Genomic DNA, 23,812 nt, shown 5'->3' on the forward strand with positions numbered 1-23,812 from the left:
GCGATGAATCTCTCGCGCCCGTTCATCTCGCGCCCCGTCGCGACCACGCTGCTCGCCGTCGGCATCGCGCTGGCCGGCCTCTTCGCGTTCACGAAGCTGCCGGTCGCGCCCTTGCCGCAGGTGGACTTTCCGACCATCTCCGTGCAGGCCACCTTGCCGGGCGCGAGCCCCGAGACGGTGGCAACCAGCGTGGCGAGCCCGCTGGAGCGGCATCTGGGCTCGATCGCCGACGTCTCGGAGATGACCTCGCAAAGCTCGGTGGGCAGCACGCGCATCACGCTGCAATTCGGCCTGAACCGCGACATCGACGGCGCGGCGCGCGACGTGCAGGCGGCGATCAACGCGGCGCGCGCGGACCTGCCCACGAGCCTGCGGCAGAACCCGACCTACCACAAGGTCAACCCCGCCGACGCGCCGATTCTGATTCTCGCGCTCACCTCGCCCACGTTGAGCGCGGGCCAGCTCTACGACTCGGCGGCGACGGTGCTGCAGCAGTCGCTCTCGCAGGTGGACGGCGTGGGCGAAGTCGACGTGAGCGGCTCGGCCAATCCGGCCGTGCGCGTGGAGCTGGAGCCGCATGCGCTCTTTCACTACGGCATCGGCCTCGAGGACGTGCGCGCCGCGCTCGCCTCGGCCAACGCGAACAGCCCCAAGGGCGATATCGAATTCGGTCCGCAGCGCTTTCAGCTCTACACCAATGACCAGGCGAGCAAGGCGAGCCAGTACAAGGACCTCGTGATCGCCTACCGCAACGGCGCGGGCGTGAAGCTCTCCGACGTGGGCGAAGTGGTCGATTCGGTGGAAGACCTGCGCAACATCGGACTCGCCAACGGCAAGCGTTCCGTGCTCGTGATCCTCTACCGCCAGCCGGGCGCGAACATCATCGAGACCGTGGACCGCGTGATCGCCATGCTGCCGCAGCTCAAGGCGTCGCTGCCCGCCGACGTCGAGGTGATCCCGACGTCCGACCGCTCGGTCACGATCCGCTCCTCGCTCAAGGACACCGAGCGCACGCTCATGATCGCCGTGGCGCTCGTCGTGATGGTGGTGTTCCTGTTCCTGCGCAACTGGCGCGCGACGCTCATTCCGAGCGTGGCCGTGCCCATCTCGATCATCGGCACCTTCGCGGCGATGTACCTGATGGGCTTTTCGCTCGACAACCTCTCGCTGATGGCGCTCACCATCGCGACCGGCTTCGTCGTCGACGACGCCATCGTCGTGCTCGAGAACATCTCGCGGCATATCGAAAACGGCGTGCCGCGCATGAAGGCGGCGCTGCTCGGCGCGCGCGAAGTGGGCTTCACGGTGCTCTCGATCAGCGTCTCGCTCGTCGCCGTGTTCCTGCCCATTTTGCTGATGGGCGGCATTGTCGGGCGCCTGTTCCGCGAGTTCGCGCTCACGCTCTCGCTCGCCATTGCGGTGTCGCTCGCCGTCTCTCTCACGCTCACGCCGATGATGTGCTCGCGCCTGCTCGAAGAAGCGCACGAGAAGAAGGAAGAAGGCCGCTTCGCGCAGTGGCTCGAGCGCGGCTTCCAGCGCATGCAGGGCGGCTACGAGCGCACGCTCGGCTGGGCGCTGGCGCATCCGTTCGTCATCCTGCTCACGCTCGTCGCGACCATCGCGCTGAACGTCGCGCTCTACGTGATCGTGCCCAAGGGCTTCTTCCCGCAGCAGGACACGGGGCGCCTCGTCGGCGGCATCCAGGCCGACCAGTCCACCTCGTTCCAGGCGATGAAGGTGAAGTTCGCCGAGATGATGCGCATCGTGCAGGCGAACCCCGCCGTGGAATCGGTCGCGGGATTCTCGGGCGGGCGCGCGACCAACTCGGGCTTCATGTTCGTCTCGCTCAAGCCCAAGAGCGAGCGCAAGATTTCCGCCGACGAAGTGATCGCGCAACTGCGCGGGCCGCTCTCGAACGTGGCGGGCGCGCGAACCTTCCTGCAAGCGGTGCAGGATATTCGCGTGGGCGGCCGGCAGTCGAACGCGCAGTACCAGTTCACGCTGCTCGCGGACAACACCGCCGACCTCTACAAGTGGGGGCCGAAGCTCACCGAAGCGCTGCAGGCGCGCCCCGAACTCGCCGACGTGAATTCGGACCAGCAGCAAGGCGGCCTCGAATCGATGATCAACATCGACCGGCAGAGCGCCGCGCGGCTGAACATCACGCCCTCGCAGATCGACAACACGCTTTACGACGCGTTCGGCCAGCGCCAGGTCTCGACGATCTACAACCCGCTCAACCAGTACCACGTGGTGATGGAAGTCGCGCCGAAATACTGGCAGAGCCCGACCATGCTCAACGAGATCTGGGTGAGCACCTCGGGCGGCACGGCGAGCGGCGCGCAGAGCACCAACGCGACGGCGGGCACGGTGACGGGCCCCACCACCGCCAAGACGGGCGGCACGGCCGCCACCACGGCGACGAGCGCCGCGGCCATCGCAGCCGACTCCGCGCGCAACCTCGCGACCAACTCGCTCGCCGCGAGCGGCAAGTCGAGCGCGTCGTCGGGCGCGGCTGTGTCCACGTCGAAGGAAACGATGGTGCCGCTCTCGTCGCTCGCCTCGTTCGGCCCCGGCACCACGCCGCTTTCGGTGAATCACCAGAGCCAGTTCGTGGCCTCGACGATCTCGTTCAACCTGCCGCCCGGCAAATCGCTCTCCGACGCCACCCAGGCGATTTACGACACGATGGGCGAGATCGGCATGCCCGCGACGATCCACGGCAGCTTCCAGGGCACGGCGCAGGCGTTCCAGCAGTCGCTCGATAACCAGCCGCTGCTGATTCTCGCGGCGCTCGCGGCCGTGTATATCGTGTTGGGCATTCTGTACGAGAGCTATATCCACCCGCTCACGATTCTCTCCACCCTGCCCTCGGCGGGCGTGGGCGCGCTGCTCGCGCTGCTGCTCTTCAAGACGGAGTTCAGCATCATCGCGCTGATCGGCGTGATTCTGCTGATCGGCATCGTGAAGAAGAACGCGATCATGATGGTGGACTTCGCGATCCAGGCGTCGCGTGAGGGGCTGAGCTCGCGCGACGCGATTCACCAGGCCTGCCTGCTGCGCTTCCGGCCGATCATGATGACGACCTGTGCGGCGCTGCTCGGCGCGCTGCCGCTCGCGTTCGGGCGCGGCGAAGGTGCGGAGTTGCGCGCGCCGCTCGGTATCTCGATCGTGGGCGGGCTGATCGTGAGCCAGATGCTCACGCTCTATACGACGCCGGTGGTGTACCTGTACATGGACCGGCTGCGCGTGTGGTGGGATGCGAAGCGCGGGCGCGCGGCGCCCGCGGCGCAAGTGGAGTGAGCGAGCGCTCCCGCAGTTGAAGACGGCTGAAGCGTGGCTTCAGCCGTTTTTTTATGCGCGTGCCTGGCGAGGCCGCGGCTGGCGCAAATGCGCAGGCAGGCAACGCACGATCAGGTGCAGCACGAGCGGCACGATGATGCCGTCGTCCACGACACCGGCGACCGGCATCGCGATATTGAACGGGTCGAGCGCATAGAGCGCGAGCAGCGCCGTGGCGGGCACGAGCCACACGGGACGCCCCGGCTGGCGCAGCGCGTGCCACAGCACGCGCGCATCGCCCTTCACCACATGCCATAGCAACGCGATACGTTTCATCTGCTTTCTCCTTGCGGCTGGCGCGATCGATGCGATCGGTGCGCTCGCCGACTCAATGCTGCTCGTGACCCGGTGCGTCCGAGCGCGAGGTCCTGACCACGAGCCCATCCGGCGCGAAATGGGCGTTGAACATGCCGTCCCCCGCCACACCGCCTTCGGCCCAGTGCCAGCTCCATACTTCCTCGTGGCTCAGCGCATATTTTGCTACCGTGGCCGGCTTGCCGAGCAGGCGCCGCACTTCGTCCTGCGTCATGCCAGGCACGACCTGAGCGATATTCTGCGCCGTGAGCGCCTGGGTCATCGCCACGAGCTTGCCGTTCGCGTCGAAGTCGAGCATCCACGTGGTGAGGCCGTTGGGCCCGCGCGGGTATTCGAGGCGCTGCGCGCCGTCGTCGTCCTCCCACACCATTTCGGGCTTGCCCGCCTGCCGGCGCACGTCCTCGACCGTCGACGCGCCAATGCGCAGGCCGCCGAACGCCATCGAATCGGGCTTGATCGCGTTGACGGCGTCGGCGACCTTTTGCTGGTCGCACGCCGCGAGCAGCGTGGCGCAGACGGCGATCAAGGCCGCCGCGATCCAGGGTTTTCGTGACATATCCAGTCTGCGTTGCCGGGAAGTAGTTGGGACAGCGCTGCGCCCGGATCGTTCAGCGCCGCCGCCGCGCTCAGAGTTTTTGCGCAATCGCCAGCGTGAAAATACGCGCCCAGCGCTTCGCTTCGCGCTCGCTTGGCATCGGCAATTGCCAGAGCGGGCGCTTCGGGTCGGCCACTCGCAGCGCCACGTGCCAGCCGTTGGCATCGCGCGCCGCCTGGGCGCCTTGCAGGTCGGCGAAGATATACGCGCCATGCGCGCCGCCCTGCGTCAGCTCGCAGAAGCGCTTGCCCGCCGCGAGACGGGCCTCGCCCCAGGCGCCGGCCACGCGGTGTGTCCAGTCGCCTTCGCCGCGCACATTGGGCGCCACGTCGCGCATCCGGCGCCACACCCAGGCGATGAGCGCGGCGAACAACGCTGCGGCAACCACCGCTGCGCCCACGGCAACGCCCGTGCCGAAGTGCGCCGCGATGGCGTTGAAGGACCAGTACGCGCCGTAGACGAGCGCGGCAAAGGCAAGTAGAACGACGACGATCGGCATGCGAGGAATCCGTGCGGCGGGAGAGAAAAACCAGGGCGAAACGCGGAGGGACGACTGGGACAGATCGCGACGAGGCCCGCGCGCGTGGCGGGCCTCATGGCTTACTACGGTTTGCGATAACTCGCGATCCCTACTGCTGCGGATGCTGCTCGGCCCACTCCTTCAAGGCGCGCAACGTGTTACTCACGTGCTGGTCCGGCGACAGGCTCGTGTATTCGTAGATGATCTTGCCGTCCGGCGCGATCACATACGACACGCGATTGGCCATCGACTCGTGCAGCGGCATCGACGCGTCGTACGACTTGATGATCTTCGAGTCTTCGTCGGCGGCAACCGGGAACTTGCTGCGGCACTCGCTCACCGAAAACTTCGTGAGCGTGTCGATGTTGTCGTGCGAAACGCCGATCACGGTCGCACCGTACTGCTTGTACTGATCGACCGCTTCAGCGAATTCGTGCGCCTCGATCGTGCAGCCCTTCGTGAACGCAGCCGGATAGAAGTACACCACCACTGGCCCCTTCTTGAGCTCCGAAGCGAGCGAATAGGTGTAGGTCTTGCCGCCCAGCGATGCCTGGGTCGTGAAGTCGGGGGCGGAATCGCCTGGCTTGAGCGTTGCCTGCGCAGACAGCGTAAAGAGCGCAAGCCCGGCGCAGACGAGCGCCGCGGCTCCCGCCGCAAAGAACCTCGGTTTCATGTCAAATGCCCTCGAGTTGAATCGCCACGCCGGCGCGCGTTTTGCCCGCGGGTCTTGCCCATCATGCAAATGAGACGCATGACGCCGCGACGATACCGATATTGGATCACACAATTGCGGCACTCGCAGCGCGTCCCCCGGGCGCAAACCTGACAAGCTGTATTCAACCCTCGGCATAAGCCGTGAACCACGCGCCGGCCCACAGGTTCAACTCGCCGAGCAGCGGCGGCGTGAGCGCATTGAACATGCCTCCGGCCTCGCGCGCGAGGCGCTGCGCACCGTCGTGATCGCCGCGCTCGGCCGCGGTCGCGATGCGCAGCAGCGTACCGAGCTCGCCCCGATGACCGTCGACGGCCTCGACGATCTCGCGCGAAAGGCCGAGACGATCGAGCGTGTGCTCGGGCGTCGAGCCGACCAGCACGTGCACGAGCGAGAAGATGCCGGTCATGAAGGCGGCATCGGCAAAATCGGGGTCCTGCGGGCTCAGGCTGCGCGCGGCAAGTTCCATGAAATGCGAGCGTGTGCCCGCGAGCTGCACGAGCGGGTCCGAGCCCCACGGCAGGTCGCGTCCGCTCGCGTAGAGCAGCAGTTGCGCCCAGCGCGCGATCTGGCGCGTGCCCGCCGCGAGCACCGCTTCGCGCAGCGACGAAATCGGCCGCCCCGGCGAGTACGCGCTCGAATTGACGAGACGCAACAGTTGCACCACTACGCCGGGGTGGCTGCGCAGTTCGCGCTCGAGTTCAGCCGTGCCGACGTCGTTGGCGACCAGCGCGAGCAGGCGCACGAGCGCGAGGCGCGAGGCGCGCACGCGCGGCGCGCGCAGCACCTGCGGGCGCGCGAAGAAGTAGCCCTGAAACAGCTCGAAGCCGAGCGACGAGGCCAGCTCGAAGTCCTCGCCCGTCTCGACCTTCTCGGCGATCAGCGTCTTGCCGTGCGCGGCGAGGCTCGCGACGAGCCCAGGCAATGCCGCGCGCTCGGTCTGCAGCAGGTCGACCTTGATGATGTCCGCGTAGGGCAACGCGCGCAGCAGGTTCTCCGTGATCTCGCACACGTCGTCGAAGGCAATGCGGTAGCCGGCGCGGCGCAGTTGCGCGAGACGCTCCAGCACCGCGGCGTCGAAGCGCACGTGTTCGAGCACCTCCAGCACGAAGCGACCCGGCGGCAGCAGATGCACGATGTCGTCGAACAGCAACTCGCGGCTGATATTGACATAGCCGTAGTGACGGCCAAGCACCGCGGGCACGCCGAGCTGGCCGATCGTGCGGGTCATCACCTGGGCCGTGGCGAGCGCGTCGTCGTCGACGTCCGCGCGGTTCTGCGCGCCGCCGCGGAACAGCAGCTCATAGGCGTTGAGCGCGCCATTGCGATCGAGAATAGGCTGCCGCCCGAGATAGACGAACGGCTGCGGACCCGTTGATGACCCGGTAGCAAGGTCCGGTTGTGAAGCTGACGGCATAGAAGGCGCGGAACCAGGGGTGCCCCTGCCCGCATCGTCTCGCGCAGCCTCGCTTGCCGGCGCGGCAAACGCTGACGATGAATCGGACATGGCGGATGACTCGTACGGATGGAATGGCCGGTAATGGCCGCCGACGCGCCGGGCCGCCCCTGCGGCCCGCAAGACGGGCGCTTCACGCGCGCCGACCCATCGCGCATGGCGAACGGCGTCTCGACCGGCGCCACTTTAACCGAATCTGGACGCCACCGCACCGATCTCCCGTCACGTTTATGCGTTAGGTGTTTTTTCGGTCGCCGCGGCTAAAGATTTCCCGTCCCGGGTCGATAACTTGCTCTGATGGGCGGCTTCAGCCGGACGTGGAAACCGGCCGGGATGCCACAGACAAACAAAGGGTTGCCAGCGACAGACATGGAAGCGAACAGGATCTCCGCGCCCCGCGAGGGCTGGTTGCGCACGGTCGTCGACCGGTTTTACGCGCTTGCCGGCCTCAAGGGCGTTGCCGGCGACCCGCCCATGCCTGGCGACGCGAACGCCTCACATGCCGCGCAGGCGCAGAGCGCGGCGCGCGCAGCCGAAACAGCCGACGACAAAGCCGCCGCGCCGCTCGTGCCCCCCTCGCCTCCCGCCGCCGAACCCGACTACGCCGACGCCGTTTCGCTCTCGTTCGAGAGCACGGCCGCCGCGGTGGACTTCCTCGTGCACGTGGACGCGAGGCTGCACTTTCTCTACGTCTCCGACGCGAGCCTGCGCTTCGCGGGATATCACCGCGAGTTCCTGCTCGGCGCCACGCTCGCCGACATCGTCACGCCCGAGCATCACGAGCGCCTCGAAGCGCTGATCGCGCGCGCCGCGCACAGCGGCGCCGTGGAAAAGGACACCATCGACCTCGTCAAGGCGCTCACCTACCCGCTTCCCGTGGAGCTGCGCGTGCAGCGCGCCCAGTATGGCGAGACGACCGGCTTCGCCGTGGCGGGCTTCGACGTTTCCGGCTGGCAGGGCACCGAGGCCGCGCTCACGCACGCGCTCCATCACGATCCGCTCACCGGTCTGCCCAACCAGACCGCGCTCGCGCCCGAGCTGCAGCGCGCCCAGGCCGACGCGGACCATTTCGGCGTGCCGGTGGCGCTGCTGCTGCTCGACCTCGACGACTATCAGCGTGTGAACCGCGCGCTCGGCTACGACGCCGGCGACGAGCTGCTGCGCGAGACCGCGCGGCGCCTCACCCACCTCGCGCTGCAGGGCGAGATGATCGCGCGCATCGGCAGCGACGAGTTCGCCATCCTGATCACGCCGCAACGCCACGCCGCGCCCGACGAAGTGCGCGCCGCCGCCGAAGCGCTCGGCCGCCGCCTGCTCACCTCCATCCTGCAGCCGTACTCGTTTCGCAACCAGCCCGTGCACCTTTCGGCGAGCATCGGCATTGCCTTCCATCCCGACCAGCGCCCGGACGCCTCCGGGGCGGGCGAGGGCGAGGCCGATGCCAGCGCCGACACCACGCCGCTCATCCGCCGCGCGGACCAGGCGCTCCAGCAGGCCAAGGCGATCGGCGGCAACACGCTGACGTTGCACGTGCCCGTCGACGATCCCACCGACGCCATACGCCTGAAGCTGGAGTCGGACCTCTACGACGGTGTGCGCAACGGCGAATTCTCGCTACACTTCCAGCCCATCACGAGCAGCGCTTCGCGCGGCGTGGTCGGCGTGGAGGCATTGATCCGCTGGCAACATCCATTGCACGGTCTCGTGCCGCCATCAACGTTTATTCCGCTTGCGGAATCCGTCGGCCTGATTAATTATCTCGGCAACTGGGTTTTGAAGGCTGCCTGTATGCAACTGACCCAATGGGACGAGCAAGGCATCGAGCTGCAGTACGTGGCGGTCAATGTCTCGCCCCAGCAGTTCCGCAATCCGCGGTTCAGGGAAAGTGTCGAGGAGGCGATCGAGCTCACCGGAGTCGATCCGGGCCGGCTGGTGTTCGAGATCACCGAAAGCCTGCTCATGCACGATCCGCAGCATGCGAAAACGCTGCTCGAAGAGCTCACCTCGCTTGGCATTCGCTTCGCGGTGGACGACTTCGGCACCGGGTATTCGAGTCTGGCGTATCTGCAGCGCTTCCCGCTCTCGAAGCTGAAGATCGATCGAAGCTTCGTCGAGAACCTCATCACTTCGCGCAACGATCAGGCGATCGTCAACGCGGTGGTGGGGCTCGCGCGTACGCTCGATCTCGAGCTCGTGGCAGAGGGCGTGGAGACGGAGGCGCAGCGCGAGCTGCTGACGAACATGGGTTGCGAGCATATCCAGGGATGGCTCGTCTGCAAGGCGCTGCCTTCAGAAGAATTGCAGCAGCGCTTCGTTTCGGGTGCGTTGCACGTGCACGAGGTGCAATGATGCGGGCATCGCAAACAGCAGGGCTTTCGCGAAATTGACATGGTTCAGATGGTAAAGGCCGTCCTGCTAGACCGCTTGTGGGCCCGCATGAATGAACGCGGGGACTTCCCCTTGCTGTCGCAATCGCTGCGTACCACAGTCGCGGCGATGACCAACGACGATTACGATTTCAGCGCGCTCGTGAAGGTCGTGCTCTCGGATTTCGCGCTCACGCAGAAGGTGCTGCGTCTCGCGAATTCGGCCATGTACATGGCGTTCGGCGGCAACATCACGACCGTCACGCGCGCGCTGATGGTCCTCGGCATGGACGCGGTCGGCCATCTCGTCGTCGGCCTGAAGATCGTCGATCACTTTCACCACAGCGCGCCGCGCCGCATCGACGCCAAGCTCGAACTGAACCGCACCATGCTCTCGGGCTGCGTCGCACGCAAGCTCACCGAGCACGGCGACCTGCGCGCGGGCGAAGAGGCCGTGGTCTGCACGCTCATGCGCCAGGTGGGCAAGCTGCTCGTGGTGTTCTATCTCGAGCCCGAGTGGGACCAGATCCGCCGCGAGATCGACGAAGGCGCGAGCGACGACGAGGCCTGCCTCGAAGTGCTCGGCGTGACCTTCGAAGAGCTCGGCCTCGAAGCCGCCACGCGCTGGCGCCTGCCCGACACGATCCGTGCAGGCATGCGCCAGTACGACCCGGCCGACAAGGAACCGCGCGACGTGCAGTGGCTGCGCGCCATCACCAACTATTCGACGGAAGTCGCGCGCGTGCTGACCACGCAGGGCCTCTCCGAAGAGATGCGCGAGACGCATATCGCCGAGCTGGCGCAGCACTACGGCCGCGCGCTCTCGACCGATGCCGACGTGCTCGTGCAGATGAGCCTCGCGCTTGCGCGCGAAGAAGCCGAAGACGGCGTTATGCGCGAGATCGTCGAATTGCGCGCCAATGCCGACGCCATCGCTCGCGAAGCGCTCGATCCCGAGGCGCGCATTGCGGCTGGCGTCGAGGACCTGCGCGCATTGCCGGCGGACAGCGCGCTGAGCACCGCCCTCACGCTCGCGACCGAAACCGTGCTCGCGGGCCTGGGTTTCGCCCGCAGCGTGGTATTCGTGCGACGCGGGGCGAACATGTTCGAGGCGCAGCACGGCTTCGGCCCGCACATGGGCGACGTGCTGCCCAAGCTCGCGTTTTCCGCCGCGTTCCAGCCCGACGTGTTTCACCTCGCCATCGCGAACAAGGTCGGCATTTTCATCGAGAATGCGCGCGATGCGAAGATACTCGCGCGCCTGCCCGGCTGGTATCGCTCGAGCTTCGACGACGCGCGCGCGTTCGTCCTGCTGCCCGTGGGCGCGCCTGGCGTCGAGCCCGTGGCGCTGATGTACGGCGACTGGCTCGTGACCCAGGAGCCACGCCGCATTTCACAGAAAGAGATGAGCGCGCTGAACGATCTCGCGCAGCAGCTCGCGCGCTTCTTCACGCACGTACCGCAAACCGCCTGACTCCCGACTGAGTTACGACTGAGCGCGGCGCCGCATCGCTTCGCGGCACCGCCCCGCCCGCTCAATCCTCGATCCGCTCCAGCCCCTCGTCTTCCGCGTCGCGCCCGGACGTACCCGCCCATTCCGCCGCCGTGAGCGAGATCGCCGCGACGGTTGCGGCGTCGAGCGGCGCGAGTTCCGCGCACAGCGCGTCCACACGGGCCCAGTCCGCACGCTCCAGCGCCTCGGAAAGTTCGAGCAGCCGCCCGAGCGCGCCTTCACGCTTCACGATCGCCGTGCGGATCGGCTTGGCCAGCGTGAGCACTTCGAGCGTGCTTTCGAGCGGACCGCCGAACACCGCCTCGACGAACGAGAACACCCCCACGAGGAACGCCGCGTCTTCCTCTTCGAGATGTGCCTTGGCAAGTTGCGTCACCGCGATTTCCATGAAGCGCGCACGCGTGGCCACGAGTTGCAGCAGCGGGTCGTCTTCGGCGGCGATCTTGCGGCCGTCCGCGTATAGCAGCAACTGCGTCCAGCGCGCGATCGCGTTGGTGCCGGTCGCATTGATCGCCTCGCGCAGTGTCGTCACCTTGCGGCCGATGTTCATGCTGCCCGAGTTGGCAAGCCGCATCAGATGCATCACGAGCACGGGGTTGAGCTTCAGCTCCGCTTCGAGCTGCGCGACGGTGGGCTCGGCCGCGAGCAGATGCAGCAGGTTCAGCAACGCCTGGCGCGGCGCGCTCGAGCGGCGCGCGCCGCCGTGCGGTTTCGCGAAGAAGTAGCCCTGGAAGCGGTCGAAACCGAGCTCGTGCGCGCGCTGATAGTCGGCCTGGGTCTCGACGCCCATGGCCACGAGAAGCTTGCCCGCCGCCTTCATCACGCTCGCGAACTTCGGCAGCACCGCGGGCGCGATCTCGCGGATATCGATCTTGATGGCGTCCACATACGGCAGCAGTTTCGCGAGCGACTCGTCCGCCTTCGACACGTGGTCGAGCGCGAAGCGATAACGACGGCGGTGCAGTTCGACGAGCCGCGCGATCAGATCCGCATCCGCGCCGATGTCCACGGGCAACTCGAGCATGACGCGCTCGGGGCTCACGCGCTGCAGACTGTCGTGAAAAAGCGCGTCGCGAGTCATGTCGAGCCAGGCGGGATGGCCCGCGAGCGAGGCGCGCAAGGCGGGTGCGGCGAAGCTTTTGAGGAGCGCGGTGCTAGTGGCGGAAGGCTTGGGCGGCAGGCCCGAGGCCTGGTCTTTGGCGGCCGCTTCGGCCTCTTGTGCGATTTCGGCGCTTTCGCGCCGGTCCACGAGGCGCGGCGACGTCTCGAACGCACAGAGGAGCCCCTCCCGGTCGAGCATCGGCTGGCGCGCGAAATACACGTCGATGGGCGGGCCGGCTTGTTCCGGCGACTGCGTGCTGCCCGCGACTCCCGACATCTGCGGCCGGTCTGCGGCGTTCAAGCTCATGGGGTCCCCCGCGCGGCGCCGCGCGCATGGCGGCGCCCTGGTCTTGTTTCTTGGCATGCCGCAACCGTTTGCGCTTGGCACAGATCGCGCACCCGACGCGGCACTTTCTTGGCTCGATTTTATCCTGGCAAGTAAGGCGCGGAAATGAAGTTCTGCGCAATCCGCGGGATTTTTTTGCAGTTTTTGCAGTGCCACACGCGTCGCTTGCACCGCGTTGCCGCTCGACGCACGAACGATTTGATACGCAATCCGAAGCAAAGACGCGAAAAAAACCGACCGGCTGGATTTCGTCCAGCCAGTCGGTCTATCGGCGGTACTGGTCGATTACTTGAGCACGACCTTCACGTCGAAATACTTCGCCGCGATGCGGTCGATCGTGCCGTCCGCTTTCAGGTCCTTGAGCGCACCGTTCAGCGCTGCCTTGAGCGCTGCGTCGTTCTTGCGCACACCGTAGCCCACGCCCTCGCCGAGCAGCTTCGCATCAACGACCTGCGGGCCCGCGAACGCGAAAGCCGCGCCCTGCGGCTTGTTCAGGAAGCCCTTGGAAGCGGCTTCGGCGTCCAGAAACGAGGCGTCGAGGCGGCCCGAAACGAGATCCGCGTAGATCTGGTCCTGCGTCGGGTACGGCACGACGTCGACGCCCGCGGGCGCCCACTTCGCTTTCGCGTAGGTCTCCTGGATCGTGCCCTGGAGCACGCCCACGTGCTTGCCCTTGAGCGACTCGGGCGTGGGCTGCAGCGTGCTGCCCTTCTTCGCGATCATCTGGTTCGGGATTGCGTAGATCGGGTCGGTGAAGTCGATGGCCTGGCGGCGCTGGTCCGTGATCGACATGTCGGAATTGATCGCGGCGAACTTGCGCGCCTGCAGCGCCGGAATCAGGCCGTCGAACGAGTTTTCCACCCACACGCACTTTGCCTTGAGCTTCGCGCAGACGGCATTGCCCACGTCGATATCGAAGCCCTGCAGTTCGCCCGCGGGCGACTTCGATTCGAACGGCGCGTACGACGCCTCCACGCCAAAGCGGACTTCCTTGATATCGGCGGCGTGTGCGGCCCCTGCCGCGCCTGCCGTCATGGCGCCCGCGCAGAATGCGAGCGTTGCCAGCTTGTTCCAGTTCGTCTTCATCAGTGTCTCTTTCCAGTCAGATTGGGTGCGTCGGCGAAACCCGTTCTTGCAGCTTCATGGTTGGATTCGCGGCTAAAAAACGGCTTGCCGGCGCCGGCACAGGATCGCTGCACCAAAAACACGGCTCAATCGCGCGCACCGTGTGTGGTGCGCCGCAACAACCGCGAGGGCGCGATTGTACCGCGACGGCGCCGGCGCCCCGCCGCGCGGGCGGCAAGCGGCGCAAGGCGCGCCCGCGCGCGGCTGAGCGACCACGCAGTGCGTTCGAACATGCAAGTGGGTGTCGTGGATGCGCAAGCGCGTGACAGCGCGTGCGCTCGCGGCTAGCGCTCAGGCGAGCGCGGCGAGCGTCTCGCGGGTCGTATCGACGACGAGCAGGCCCGCGCGCAAGCCCGGCTTCACGCCCGGATTCGGAAACACGATGCGCTCCTCGTCGTGCTGCACCACGTAGCGGTAGGCACCGTCTTCCGCCAGCACCTCGCCGCGCGCGAACGGCGTGAAGTTCGGCACGTCGGCGGCCACGTTGAGCTTGAGCGCCGCGCTCTGCTTCGTGATCTGGCCGATCACCGTGAAGATGCGCGGCATCTGCGCGCCCTTCGGCAACGACAATTCCCCCGCCACGAGACGGCGCACGGCGGCATCGACGCCTGCGAAGCGAGCCAGGTCGTTCTGGCCGAACGGACGCACCTTGCCCAGTTCGAGCGTGCAGGCGAGCGCGCCACACGTCTCGGCCGTAAACGACGACAAGGTCGCGCCCTTCTCGGTGTGGATCAGCACGGCTGCGATGCGCGCGTCGGCGAGCCATTCGAGCATCGCGCGCGCGGGCGGCTCGCCCGTGTGCGGCAGCAGCGCGAACTGCTCGAACGCCGAAGCGCGGATCGCCGTGTGCATGTCGAGGTGCCAGCGCGCGAAGGGCGCAGCGGCAGAACTCGCGGCCTTCGCGAAGAAACGCTGCGCCGCCGCTTCGAGCGCCGCGGCGCGCGGCGCCTCGCGGCTCGCCGGCACACGCGCATGGCGGCCGCCGAACAGGCGGTTGAGATCGTCGTCGAGATAGCGCTCGCCCACGCGCATCGCGCCGGCATTGCCGAGCACCGCGAGCACGCGGCAGGCGAGCGGCGAGCGGCCCGCCGCGATGTCGGCCACGAGCTGCGAGAGCAGTTCGATCGGCGCCGTTTCGTCGCCGTGTACGCCTGCCGAAAGCAGCACGCTGCGCGTCGTCTCGTCGACGTGTGCCGGCTCCAGCTCCACCACGCCCTCGTCGAGCCATTGCCAGCGCACGCCGCCCGCGCATTCGCCGCGCGCGGCTTGCGGCGTGGCCGGGCGCGAGCCCGCAAGCGTGTACGCGAGAAAATCCGCAAGCGGGGTATCAGCGCTGGAAGTCATAGAGCGATCCGAGGCCGAGAATCTGCGTGAGTTCGTCGAGCGCCGTGCGCGACTCGACGAGCAGCGCCGGATCGGTCAGGTCCTGCGGTGCGAGCCGGTCGCGATAATGCCGCTCGATCCAGCCGTCGAGGCGCGTGAAGAGCGCGTCGTTCATCCACACGCCGGGCGCCGTCGCCGCGCGCTCTTGCGCGCTGAGCACCACGCGCAGACGCAGGCACGCCGGGCCGCCGCCGTTCTTCATGCTCTCGCGCAGGTCGAACACGAGCACTTCATCCACCGGTCCGCTGCTCGCGACCAGTTCGTCGAGATAGATCGCCACGTGCGGATTCTCGCGGCACTCCTGCGGCACGACGAGAATCTGCGTGCCGTCCGCGCGGCTCAGCAACTGGCTGTTGAAGAGATAGGACGACACGGCGTCGCCTACACTCACGCGCGCCTCGGGCACTTCGATCACGTGGAACGGCGCGTCGTGCGCCGCGAGCTTCGTGCGCAGTTCGTCGTAGACCGCCTGCTGGTCGACGAACGCGCGCTCATGGCAAAACAGCGTGCTGCGGTTGCCCACAGCGATCACGTCGTTATGGAACACGCCTGCGTCGATCACGTCCGGATTCTGCTGCGCGAACACCGTGCCGGCATCGGTCAGGCCGTGGCGCTGCGCGATGGCGCGGCTCGCCTCGAACGTCTGCCGCGCCGGGAAGCGCTTCGGCTCCGGTCCGCGGCGGTATTCGCTGCGCCCGTACACGAAGAACTCCACGCCGCGCTCGCCGTACTGTGCGCTAAAACGCGTATGGTTGGCCGCGCCTTCGTCGCCGAGCGCGGGCGTGCCGGGCAGCGCCTCGTGCACGACGAAGTGCGACGGGTCCGCGAACACCGTGGAAAGCGTGCGGCGCGTGGACTCGTGCTCGATCGCCCGATGCAGCTTGCTGCACAGGTTCGCGGGCGTGAAGTGCACGCGCCGGTTGGGCGTATCCGCCGAAGGGCTCACCGTGGCTGCATTCGCGGTCCACATCGCCGACGCGGAGCTTGCCGCCGCGAGCAGTTCGGGCGCGTCCTTCGCGGCGCGCGCGATCGCTTCGGCATCCTTACCGCCGAAGCCCAGCTCGCGCAGCAGCCGCATGGACGGCCGCTCCTGCGGCGGCAGCACGCCTTGTGCGAAGCCGAGGTCGGCGAGCCGCTTCATCTTGCGCAAGCCCTGCTGCGCCGCGGCGCGCGGGTTCGCGACGGACTTCTCGTTGCTCTGCGAGGCGACGTTGCCGAACGACAGCCCGGCGTAGTTGTGCGTGGGGCCGACGAGTCCGTCGAAGTTGGCTTCAAGGGTTTGCATCGTCGTTCCTTAGAAGTGAAGACCCGGCGAAACGCTCGCGGGCATCTGCAATTGCGCGCTTTCCACCGAGGCCATCGGGTAGGCGCAGTAGTCGGCGGCGTAGTACGCGCTCGGGCGGTGGTTGCCCGAGCGGCCCGCGCCGCCGAACGGCGCACCGCTCGACGCACCGTTTGTCGGCCGGTTCCAGTTCACCACCCCCGCGCGGATCTCGCGCGTGAAGCGCTGCCACAGCGCTTCGTCGTCGGCGAGCAGACCCGCCGAGAGGCCGTACGCCGTATTGTTGGCCTGCGCGATGGCGTCGTCGAAACCCGCGTAGCGGGTCACCTGCGCGAGCGGCCCGAAGTGCTCCTCGTCGGGCAGATCGGCCACGCCTGTCACGTCGAGAATCGCGGGCGTCACGAAGCCGAGCGCCGGGTCGCGCTGTGTCATCGGCAGCAAGGCACGTGCGCCGCGCTCGAGCAGCTGCACCTGTGCACCCATCAGCCTGGCCGCCGCGCGCGCCGAAATCACGGCGCCCATGAAGGGCTGCGGCTCGGCGTCGTACTCACCCACCGTGATGCGCGAACTGACTTCGACGAAGCGCGCGAGGAAGCGCTCGCCGAATGCGTCAGCGGGTACGAGAATGCGGCGCGCGCACGTGCAGCGCTGCCCCGCCGAAAGAAAAGCCGACTGGATCGTGTGATGCACGGCGGCGTCGATATCGTCGACCGGCGCGACGACGAGCGGATTGTTGCCGCCCATCTCCAGCGCGAGCACGATCTCGGGCCGTCCGCCGAACTGGCGATGCAGCAGCGTGCCCGTATCCGAGCTGCCCGTGAAGAAGAGCCCGTCGATCTGTTTGTGATTCGCAAGCGCAATGCCGGTGTCGCGCTCGCCCTGCACGAGGTTGAGCACGCCTGCGGGCAAGCCGGCTTCGCGCCAGAGTTCGACCGTCACGCGTGCCACTTCCGGAGCAAGTTCCGATGGCTTGAACACGACCGCGTTGCCCGCGATCAGCGCCGGCACGATATGCCCGTTAGGCAAATGGCCCGGGAAGTTGTACGGCCCGAACACGGCGACGACGCCATGTGGGCGATGACGCAGCACCGCAACGCCGTCGGCCATCGGTGCGCGTTTCTCGCCGGTGCGCTCGCCGTAAGCGGCGATCGAAATCGCGACCTTCGCGGCCATCGACGCCGCTTCGGTGCGCGCTTCCCAGAGCGGCTTGCCGGTCTCGCGGCCAATCGCCTGGGCGAGCGTTTCCCTTTTTTCGGTGACGAGCGCGGCGAAGCGGTGCACGATCTCGCAGCGCGCTTCGAGCGGCGTTTGCGCCCACGCGGCGAACGCGCGGCGCGCGGCGTTCACGGCGCGATCGACGTCGTCGGCGCTCGCGGCATTGCCGCTCCACACGGTCTCGCCCGTGCCGGGGTTGCGCGAAGCGAACGCGGGGCCCGAGGCCGCGCACCATTGTCCATCGATGTAAAGCTCGTTCATGGTCATCCCTGTTTCTGCTTTGTTGCGGGGCCGAGCACGCGCACCGGATCGCCCGCCGCGACGTTCAGCGCCGCTGCTTCCGTGGCGCCCAGCGTGAACACACCGTCGTGCACGACGCCCGGCGCGAAACCCACGCGAAAATCGCCGAGCGACGTATTGGATACCAGTGAGCGCACGCCCTCTTCGGCATGCGCCTCACCGATCTCGACCGGCACGACCACGCTGTCGCGCACCGTGCGCAAGTCGACGATATGGCATTCGAGCACCGGGCCCGCGTCGAAGATATCGACGTGGTTTTCATAACGCAGCCCCTCGGCTTCGAGCATGCGGCGCGCAGGAATCGTGTCGGCATGCGTGAGACCGACGCAAGCCTGTGCTTCCTCGGGCAGCAGCTCGACGTACACCGGGTAACGCGGCATCAGCTCCGCGAGGAACGACTTGCGCCCGTGCGAGCTGAGGTAATCGGCAGCGTTGAAGTCGATTTGATAGAAGTGCGAACCGACCGCGCGCCAGAACGGCGATGTGCCTTGCGCGTCGAAATGGCCGCGCAGTTCCGCGCACAGGCGCTCGGGAAAGCGCTCGCGAAACTGTGCGATGAACATGAAGCGCGAACGCGACAGCAGGCTGCCCACCCCGCCCGTGCGATAGCGCGGCGAAAGAAAGAGCGAGCACACCTCGGCGTAGCCCGTGAGATCGTGCGAGATATTGAGCGCGCGCATGCGCGTCCAGATGCCGAGCTCCTGGCTTGCGTGCACCACCGTGCTCACGCGGTAGTTGTAGAACGGCTGCTCCAGGCCCACGGCCGTCTCGATGCCGCAAACGCCGGCCACGTCGCCCGTGGCCGTGTCTTCCATCACGAAGAAGTAGCCGGCTTCGCGCGGCGCGGCTTCGCCTGCGAGCGTGCGCCGCACGCGCTCGATGCGCGCCTTGAGCGCCTCGCGGTCGGGCTTGAAGGTGGTGAGGCCGGGCCCCGTTTCCTGGGCGAGCGCGACGAGCGCGTCCACGTCGCCCGTTTGCACGACGCGTACCACGATCATTGTGCATCTCCCATATAAGCATCCTCAGTTTGCGGGGTGGCGCGATACAGCGGCGCGCAGCGCACCGGCTCGCCGTCCTGCACGCCGAGCGCGGCGCGCGCGCTCGCGTCGAGCGGCGCGATGATGTCCGCGCCCTTCTTGCTATCGGGCAGCGTCGCGAGCACGCAGCGGAACTCGCCCGCGCGCTGGCTCGCGACCAGATACGCCGCGCCTTCCAGGTTCGTAGCGCCCGCCGCTTCACGCACCGTGCGCGTCTCGTTGCCGGCGACCGAGGCCGTGCGGTCCACCTGCGCGGTCAGCACCGGGCCCGCATCGAAAATATCGACGTAACGATCCGGCTCGAAGCCCTCTTCCAGATGGATCTCGTAAGCGAGCAAGGCGCTCGGATCGGGCTCGCCGAGCACACGCTGCGCCGGCTCCGGCAGCAGCGGCACATAGAGCGGATAAGCCGGCATGACCTCGGCGATGAAGGTGCGGCTGCGTCCGCCCGAGGCCAGTTCGATGTCCTTGAAGTCGCGCCCGAAGAACTTGCGCCCCACGGCTTCCCAGAAGGGCGAGGCGCCCGTCTCGTCGGTCACGCCGAGCAGCAGCGAGAACACTTCGGGCGTGAAGCGCCGGCGGTTCATCGCGACGTACATCATGCGTGCGCGCGACATGAGATGCGCGGCCGCGTCGCCGCGCAGCGTCGGCTCGATGTAGAAGCCCGCGAGGCGGCTCTTGCCCGTGAGTTCGTGCGACATCGTGAGCGCGTGAATCTTGCGGTTCACGTGCAGCTCGCGCGACGCATGAATAAGCGCGTCGTTGCGAAACGCGTAGAACGGCTCGGCGTAGCCGGCCGCCGCCACGATGCTCGAGGTGCCGACGAGCCGCCCGGTGGCGGTGTCTTCGAGCACGAACAGATAGAACTCCTCACCGGGGAAGTCCACGTCCGCGCGAAATGAATCTTCGGAAAGCGCGATGCGCGCTTCGAGCGCCGCGCGGTCGTGCGGCAGCGAATGCAGCACCGGCTGCGCGGTGCGCGCCATGTGGGCGATCGCGTCGAGATCGGAAAGCCTGGCGGGGCGAACGAATAGCATCGTCGGTCCTGTGTGTGCGCTGGGTTGCGGCTGGGTTGCGGCTGGGTTGCGATTTAGCGTGCGCCGATCACATCTGCGCAGGCCTGCTCGAAGCGCGCAAAGCCTTCGTCGAGGTCCGCTTCGGGAATGATGAGCGAGGGCGCGAAGCGCAGCACGTCCGGCCCGGCAATCAGCATCATCACGCCGCGATTCGCGGCCGCCCCGTTGAAGTCCTTGGCGCGGCCCGCAAAGCGCGCATTCAGTTCGGCGCCGATCAAGAGCCCCTTGCCGCGCACTTCCTTGAACATGTCGAAACGCTCGTTGAGTTTCGCGAGCTTGTCGCGAATCGCTTCGCCGCGTGCACGCACGCCCGCCAGCAGCGCCGGATCGCTCACGAGCTCGACCACCTTGCCCGCGAGCGCGGCGCCCAGCGGATTGCCGCCATAGGTCGTGCCGTGCACCCCCACCTTGAAGTGGGCGGCAATCGCTTCGGTCGTGAGCATCGCGCCGATCGGGAAGCCGTTGCCGAGCGCCTTGGCCGTCGTGAGGATGTCGGGCGTGACGCCCGTCTCTTCGTAGGCATAGAAGTGGCCCGTGCGGCCCACGCCCGTTTGCACTTCGTCGAAAATCAACAGCGCGCCATGCGCATCGCACGCCTCGCGCAGCGCGCGCAGGAACGCGGGATCGGCGGGAATCACACCGCCCTCGCCCTGCACCGGCTCGACGATCACGGCGCAGGTTTGCGCGCCGATGGCGCGCCTGGCCGCTTCGATGTCGTTGTACGGCAGATGCGTGATGCCGCCCGGCACGGGGCCAAAGCCTTCCGAATACTTGGGCTGGCCGCCCACGCTCACGGTGAAGAACGTGCGGCCGTGGAACGACTGCGTGAACGAGACGATCTCGAACTTGTCGGCGCCGTGCCGATCGAAGGCCACGCGGCGTGCGAGCTTGAGCGCCGCCTCATTGGCCTCCGCGCCCGAGTTCGCGAAAAACGCGCGGTCGGCGAACGTGAGCGCTTCGAGCTGGCGCGCGAGACGCAGCACCGGCTCGTTGGTGTAGCCGTTGCCGATGTGCCAGAGCTTGCTGCCCTGCTCCTGCAGCACGCGCAGCAGCTCCGGATGCGCGTGGCCGAGCGAGGTCACGGCGATGCCGCAGGCGAAGTCGATGTAATCGCGGCCCTCGGTGTCCCACACGCGCGAGCCGACACCGCGATCCGGCACGAACGGCGCGGGCGAGAAACACGGCACCATCACTTCGTCGAAGGTCTTGCGGCTCACAGTCTGGTCGTTCATGGCGATTCCTCTATTACTCAGTGCGTGTCGAATTCGGGGTCGGTGTGCGTTGGGGCCGCGCCCTTTCGCTTAGTTGGCTTTGCATGAGACGGGACCAAGCGCTCAAGCGCCAGGTCCCGTCGACACCTGTGCAGTGTAGGCAAGCTCGCGGCAAACGTCTTGCGCAGGCGCGACGCGTTTTTTCGTACGGAAACTGCAAGTTCCGGGCGTTTGCTGCGCCGCGGCCAGTTTCACTGGACTTCCGGGCGCTCCACGAGCGCGCCCGCGCGCGGCTCGGCGGCGGCCCCGCCGTGCTGGCGCTCGATCCAGTTGCGGCGATCCTCGCGCGGCGTCACGCCGAAACGCTCGCGATACGCATTCGAAAAATGCGCAGCCGACGAAAAACCGCACGCGAGACTGATCTGCACCACCGACTTGCTGGTGCGCTGCAACTGCGAGCGCGCCTTGGCAAGACGCAGGCCCAGGTAGTACTTCGACGGCATCGCGCCGAGGTACTGGCGAAAGAGCCGTTCGAGCTGACGACGCGACACACCCACGAGATTCGCGATCTCGTCGGTCGTGAGCGGGTCCTCGATATTCGCCTCCATCAGCTTGAGCGCGTCGTTCAGGCGCGGGTGCCGCTCGCCGGGCGCGGTCACGAACGGAATGCGCTGGCGCTCGTCGCCGCTGCGCAGCGTGCTGGCGCCGAGCGCGTCGGCGATGCGCTCGGCGAGTTCCGGGCCGTGGTCGCGGCCGATCATCGCGAGCATGAAGTCGAGCGTGGCCTGGCCGCCCGAGCAGGTCGCGCGGTCGCGGTCGATTTCGTAGATGTGCTGCGTGACGATGGTGCGCTCGAACTGCTCGGCGAACTGCTGGAAGGTTTCCCAGTTCGCGGCCACGCGGTAGCCCTGCAACTGCCCCGCCATCGCGAGCCACCAGATGCCATGGTGAATGCCCGTGACGAGCGGCGTGCGCTGCCCCACGCGCGCGAGACTCGCGAGAAAGAGCCGGTAGTCGGCGAACTGCTGGTAGCGCTCGGTCACGACGATGAGCCAGTCGGCCGAAACGGCGTCGCCGAACGCGCAGTCGGCGGGCCACTGCGCGCCGCCCGCGAGCGGCACAGGGCGGCCGTTCCACGAGCACATCTGCCAGCGGTACAGCGCGCGGCCGTCGATCTCGTTCGCGAGATTGAGCGCGTCGACGATCGGGCCCACGCCCGACATCGAAACCGGCGGGAGCGCGACGATCGCCACCTGGGTCGTGCGGCCGGCGCGCGCGAGCGGCGCCTGGCCCCCGGGCGCGGCGGCCGGAACTGAAGCGGAAGGAAGAGCGGCGGAACGGACCATCGGCAAGACGCGGCGCGAGACTGAACGCGCCGCTTACTTGAGACTGCCGGAGAGGAACTGACGCAAGCGATCGCTCTTCGGCGCGCCGAGCACATCGGCGGGGGCGCCCTCCTCCTCCGTGCGCCCCTGGTGCAGGAACATCACATGATTCGAGACGTTGCGCGCAAAGCCCATTTCGTGGGTGACGACGATCATCGTGCGGCCCTCTTCGGCGAGCTTTTGCATCACCTTGAGCACTTCGCCCACGAGTTCGGGGTCGAGCGCCGAAGTCGGTTCGTCGAACAGCATCACGTCGGGATGCATCGCGAGCGCGCGCGCAATCGCCACGCGCTGCTGCTGGCCGCCCGAAAGATGCGACGGATACTGCTTCTCCACGCGGGGCGCGAGGCCCACTTTCTCCAGATACTGCCGCGCGCGGTCCTCGGCTTCCTTGCGCGGCACGCCCAGCACGTGGATAGGCGCTTCCATCACGTTCTCGAGCACGTTCATGTGCGACCAGAGGTTGAAGTGCTGGAACACCATCGCGAGCTTGGTGCGGATGCGCTGCAACTGCTTGTGATCGGCCACGTCGAGGTCGCCGTTGCGGCCCGCCTTCGTGCGCACGGCCTCGCCGTCCACGACGATCTCGCCCGCGTTCGGCTTCTCGAGGAAATTGATGCAGCGCAGGAACGTGCTCTTGCCCGAGCCGCTCGCGCCGATGATGCTGATCACGTCGCCCTTCTTCGCGTCGAGCGAGACGCCCTTGAGCACCTCGTTGTCGCCGTAGCGCTTGTGGATGTCGCGCGCGACGAGCTTGCTATCTGAGGATTGCGTCTGAGCCAAGATGGTCTCCAGTTTCCGGTGAATCAGCGGGTGCGCACGGCGAGATGGCCGAGCCAGCGTTTTTCGGCGCGGCGGAACGCGGCCACCAGCACGAACGATACCGCACAGTAGATCAGCGCCGCGAGGCCGAACGACTCGAACGAGCGGTAGGTGGCCGAGTTGGCGTCGCGCGCGACCTTGAGGATGTCGGGCACCGTCGCGGTGAAGGCCACCGTGGTCGCGTGCAGCATCAGGATCACTTCGTTACTGTACAGCGGCAGTGCGCGGCGCAGCGCCGAAGGCAGGATCACGCGCCAGTACATCGTGAACGGGCTCATGCCGTAGGCGCGAGCCGCTTCCACTTCGCCGTGGGTGGTCGCGCGAATCGCACCCGCGAAAATCTCCGTCGTGTACGCACAGGTGTTGAGCGCGAACGCGAGCACCGCGCAATTCAGGCCGCTGCGAAAGAACGCGTCGAGCAGCGGCTCCGAACGGATGAATGCGAGACTGTACACGCCCGTGTAGATGAGCAGCAACTGCACGTAGAGCGGCGTGCCGCGAAACACGTAGGTGTAGAAGCGCACCGGCAGCGAGAGCCAGCGGCGGCTCGAGACGCGCGCCACGGCGAGCGGCACCGCGCACACGAACCCGAAGGCCACGGAGATCACGAGCAGCCACAGCGTCATCGCGAGGCCCGAGACATGCTCGCCGTCCCAGTAGAGGAACGCGCGGCCGAATTGCTGGATGATTTCGTTCATGACGGCCTTGTC

General features: G+C 67.2%; 19 protein-coding genes. 3 read left to right on the forward strand and 16 right to left on the reverse strand.

Translation table 11 applies throughout. The features are described 5' to 3' along the window. Positions 1-3 precede the first annotated feature (3 nt). On the forward strand, positions 4-3,303 hold the full coding sequence (locus tag BFD71_RS29840) for an efflux RND transporter permease subunit (RefSeq protein WP_069267899.1): 3,300 nt from the start codon (positions 4-6) through the stop codon (positions 3,301-3,303). A gap of 51 nt (positions 3,304-3,354) precedes the next feature. Here BFD71_RS29840 and BFD71_RS29845 read toward each other — a convergent pair whose 3' ends face one another. From BFD71_RS29845 to BFD71_RS29865, 5 genes are all read right to left on the reverse strand, one after another. Then, the gene (locus tag BFD71_RS29845) at positions 3,355-3,618 is read right to left on the reverse strand and encodes a hypothetical protein (protein WP_069267900.1); all 264 of its coding nucleotides are present in this window, start codon (positions 3,616-3,618) and stop codon (positions 3,355-3,357) included. Positions 3,619-3,670: 52 nt separating this feature from the next. Further along, complete coding sequence (bamE, locus tag BFD71_RS29850) at positions 3,671-4,213, reverse strand: outer membrane protein assembly factor BamE domain-containing protein (protein ID WP_069267901.1); 543 nt, start codon at positions 4,211-4,213, stop codon at positions 3,671-3,673. Between the two features lie 70 nt (positions 4,214-4,283). Then, positions 4,284-4,751, reverse strand: a complete 468-nt coding sequence (locus BFD71_RS29855) for a hypothetical protein (protein WP_069267902.1) — start codon at positions 4,749-4,751, stop codon at positions 4,284-4,286. A gap of 130 nt (positions 4,752-4,881) precedes the next feature. Next, a complete protein-coding gene (locus BFD71_RS29860; protein WP_069267903.1) occupies positions 4,882-5,445 on the reverse strand; it encodes a peroxiredoxin in 564 nt (187 codons plus the stop codon). A gap of 163 nt (positions 5,446-5,608) precedes the next feature. Next, positions 5,609-6,901 carry an EAL and HDOD domain-containing protein gene (locus tag BFD71_RS29865; RefSeq protein WP_069267904.1) on the reverse strand — a complete coding sequence of 431 codons (1,293 nt, stop codon included), beginning with the start codon at positions 6,899-6,901 and terminating at the stop codon, positions 5,609-5,611. A 408-nt stretch (positions 6,902-7,309) separates the two neighbouring features. On the opposite strand from BFD71_RS29865, the gene BFD71_RS29870 reads away from it, so the two are divergent. Next, positions 7,310-9,289: a putative bifunctional diguanylate cyclase/phosphodiesterase gene (locus tag BFD71_RS29870; protein ID WP_069267905.1), complete on the forward strand. Its 1,980-nt coding sequence runs from the start codon at positions 7,310-7,312 to the stop codon at positions 9,287-9,289. A gap of 48 nt (positions 9,290-9,337) precedes the next feature. Then, positions 9,338-10,780 carry an HDOD domain-containing protein gene (locus BFD71_RS29875; protein ID WP_069267930.1) on the forward strand — a complete coding sequence of 481 codons (1,443 nt, stop codon included), beginning with the start codon at positions 9,338-9,340 and terminating at the stop codon, positions 10,778-10,780. 61 nt (positions 10,781-10,841) lie between these two features. Here the strand turns inward: BFD71_RS29875 and BFD71_RS29880 are convergent, their stop codons facing one another. The 11 genes from BFD71_RS29880 to BFD71_RS29930 all read right to left on the reverse strand — a co-directional run bounded on the left by BFD71_RS29880 (position 10,842) and on the right by BFD71_RS29930 (position 23,800). Beyond that, entirely contained in the window at positions 10,842-12,227 is a 1,386-nt protein-coding gene (locus BFD71_RS29880; protein ID WP_083245543.1) for an EAL and HDOD domain-containing protein, read from the reverse strand. Positions 12,228-12,551: 324 nt separating this feature from the next. Continuing rightward, a complete protein-coding gene (locus tag BFD71_RS29885) occupies positions 12,552-13,352 on the reverse strand; it encodes an ABC transporter substrate-binding protein (protein WP_069267907.1) in 801 nt (266 codons plus the stop codon). Between the two features lie 330 nt (positions 13,353-13,682). Then, a complete protein-coding gene (astE, locus tag BFD71_RS29890; protein WP_069267908.1) occupies positions 13,683-14,735 on the reverse strand; it encodes a succinylglutamate desuccinylase in 1,053 nt (350 codons plus the stop codon). Beyond that, positions 14,719-16,059, reverse strand: a complete 1,341-nt coding sequence (gene astB / locus BFD71_RS29895) for an N-succinylarginine dihydrolase (RefSeq protein WP_069267909.1) — start codon at positions 16,057-16,059, stop codon at positions 14,719-14,721. The genes astE and astB overlap by 17 nt, the downstream gene beginning before the upstream one ends. 9 nt (positions 16,060-16,068) lie before the next feature. Continuing rightward, on the reverse strand, positions 16,069-17,532 hold the full coding sequence (gene astD, locus BFD71_RS29900) for a succinylglutamate-semialdehyde dehydrogenase (protein WP_069267910.1): 1,464 nt from the start codon (positions 17,530-17,532) through the stop codon (positions 16,069-16,071). 2 nt (positions 17,533-17,534) lie between these two features. Further along, a complete protein-coding gene (gene astA / locus BFD71_RS29905) occupies positions 17,535-18,569 on the reverse strand; it encodes an arginine N-succinyltransferase (RefSeq protein WP_069267911.1) in 1,035 nt (344 codons plus the stop codon). Next, a complete protein-coding gene (gene aruF, locus BFD71_RS29910) occupies positions 18,566-19,645 on the reverse strand; it encodes an arginine/ornithine succinyltransferase subunit alpha (protein ID WP_069267912.1) in 1,080 nt (359 codons plus the stop codon). The genes astA and aruF overlap by 4 nt, the downstream gene beginning before the upstream one ends. Before the next feature lie 53 nt (positions 19,646-19,698). Next, entirely contained in the window at positions 19,699-20,916 is a 1,218-nt protein-coding gene (locus tag BFD71_RS29915) for an aspartate aminotransferase family protein (protein WP_069267913.1), read from the reverse strand. Between the two features lie 230 nt (positions 20,917-21,146). Beyond that, positions 21,147-22,118, reverse strand: a complete 972-nt coding sequence (locus BFD71_RS29920; RefSeq protein WP_256094977.1) for a GlxA family transcriptional regulator — start codon at positions 22,116-22,118, stop codon at positions 21,147-21,149. A gap of 156 nt (positions 22,119-22,274) precedes the next feature. Further along, a complete protein-coding gene (locus BFD71_RS29925; protein WP_069267914.1) occupies positions 22,275-23,066 on the reverse strand; it encodes an ABC transporter ATP-binding protein in 792 nt (263 codons plus the stop codon). 20 nt (positions 23,067-23,086) lie between these two features. Further along, positions 23,087-23,800 (reverse strand): ABC transporter permease, encoded by a 714-nt coding sequence (locus tag BFD71_RS29930; RefSeq protein WP_069267915.1) that lies wholly within the window; start codon positions 23,798-23,800, stop codon positions 23,087-23,089. Positions 23,801-23,812: the final 12 nt, after the last annotated feature.

This window comes from Paraburkholderia nodosa, from assembly GCF_001718195.1.
GTDB lineage: Bacteria > Pseudomonadota > Gammaproteobacteria > Burkholderiales > Burkholderiaceae > Paraburkholderia > Paraburkholderia nodosa_A.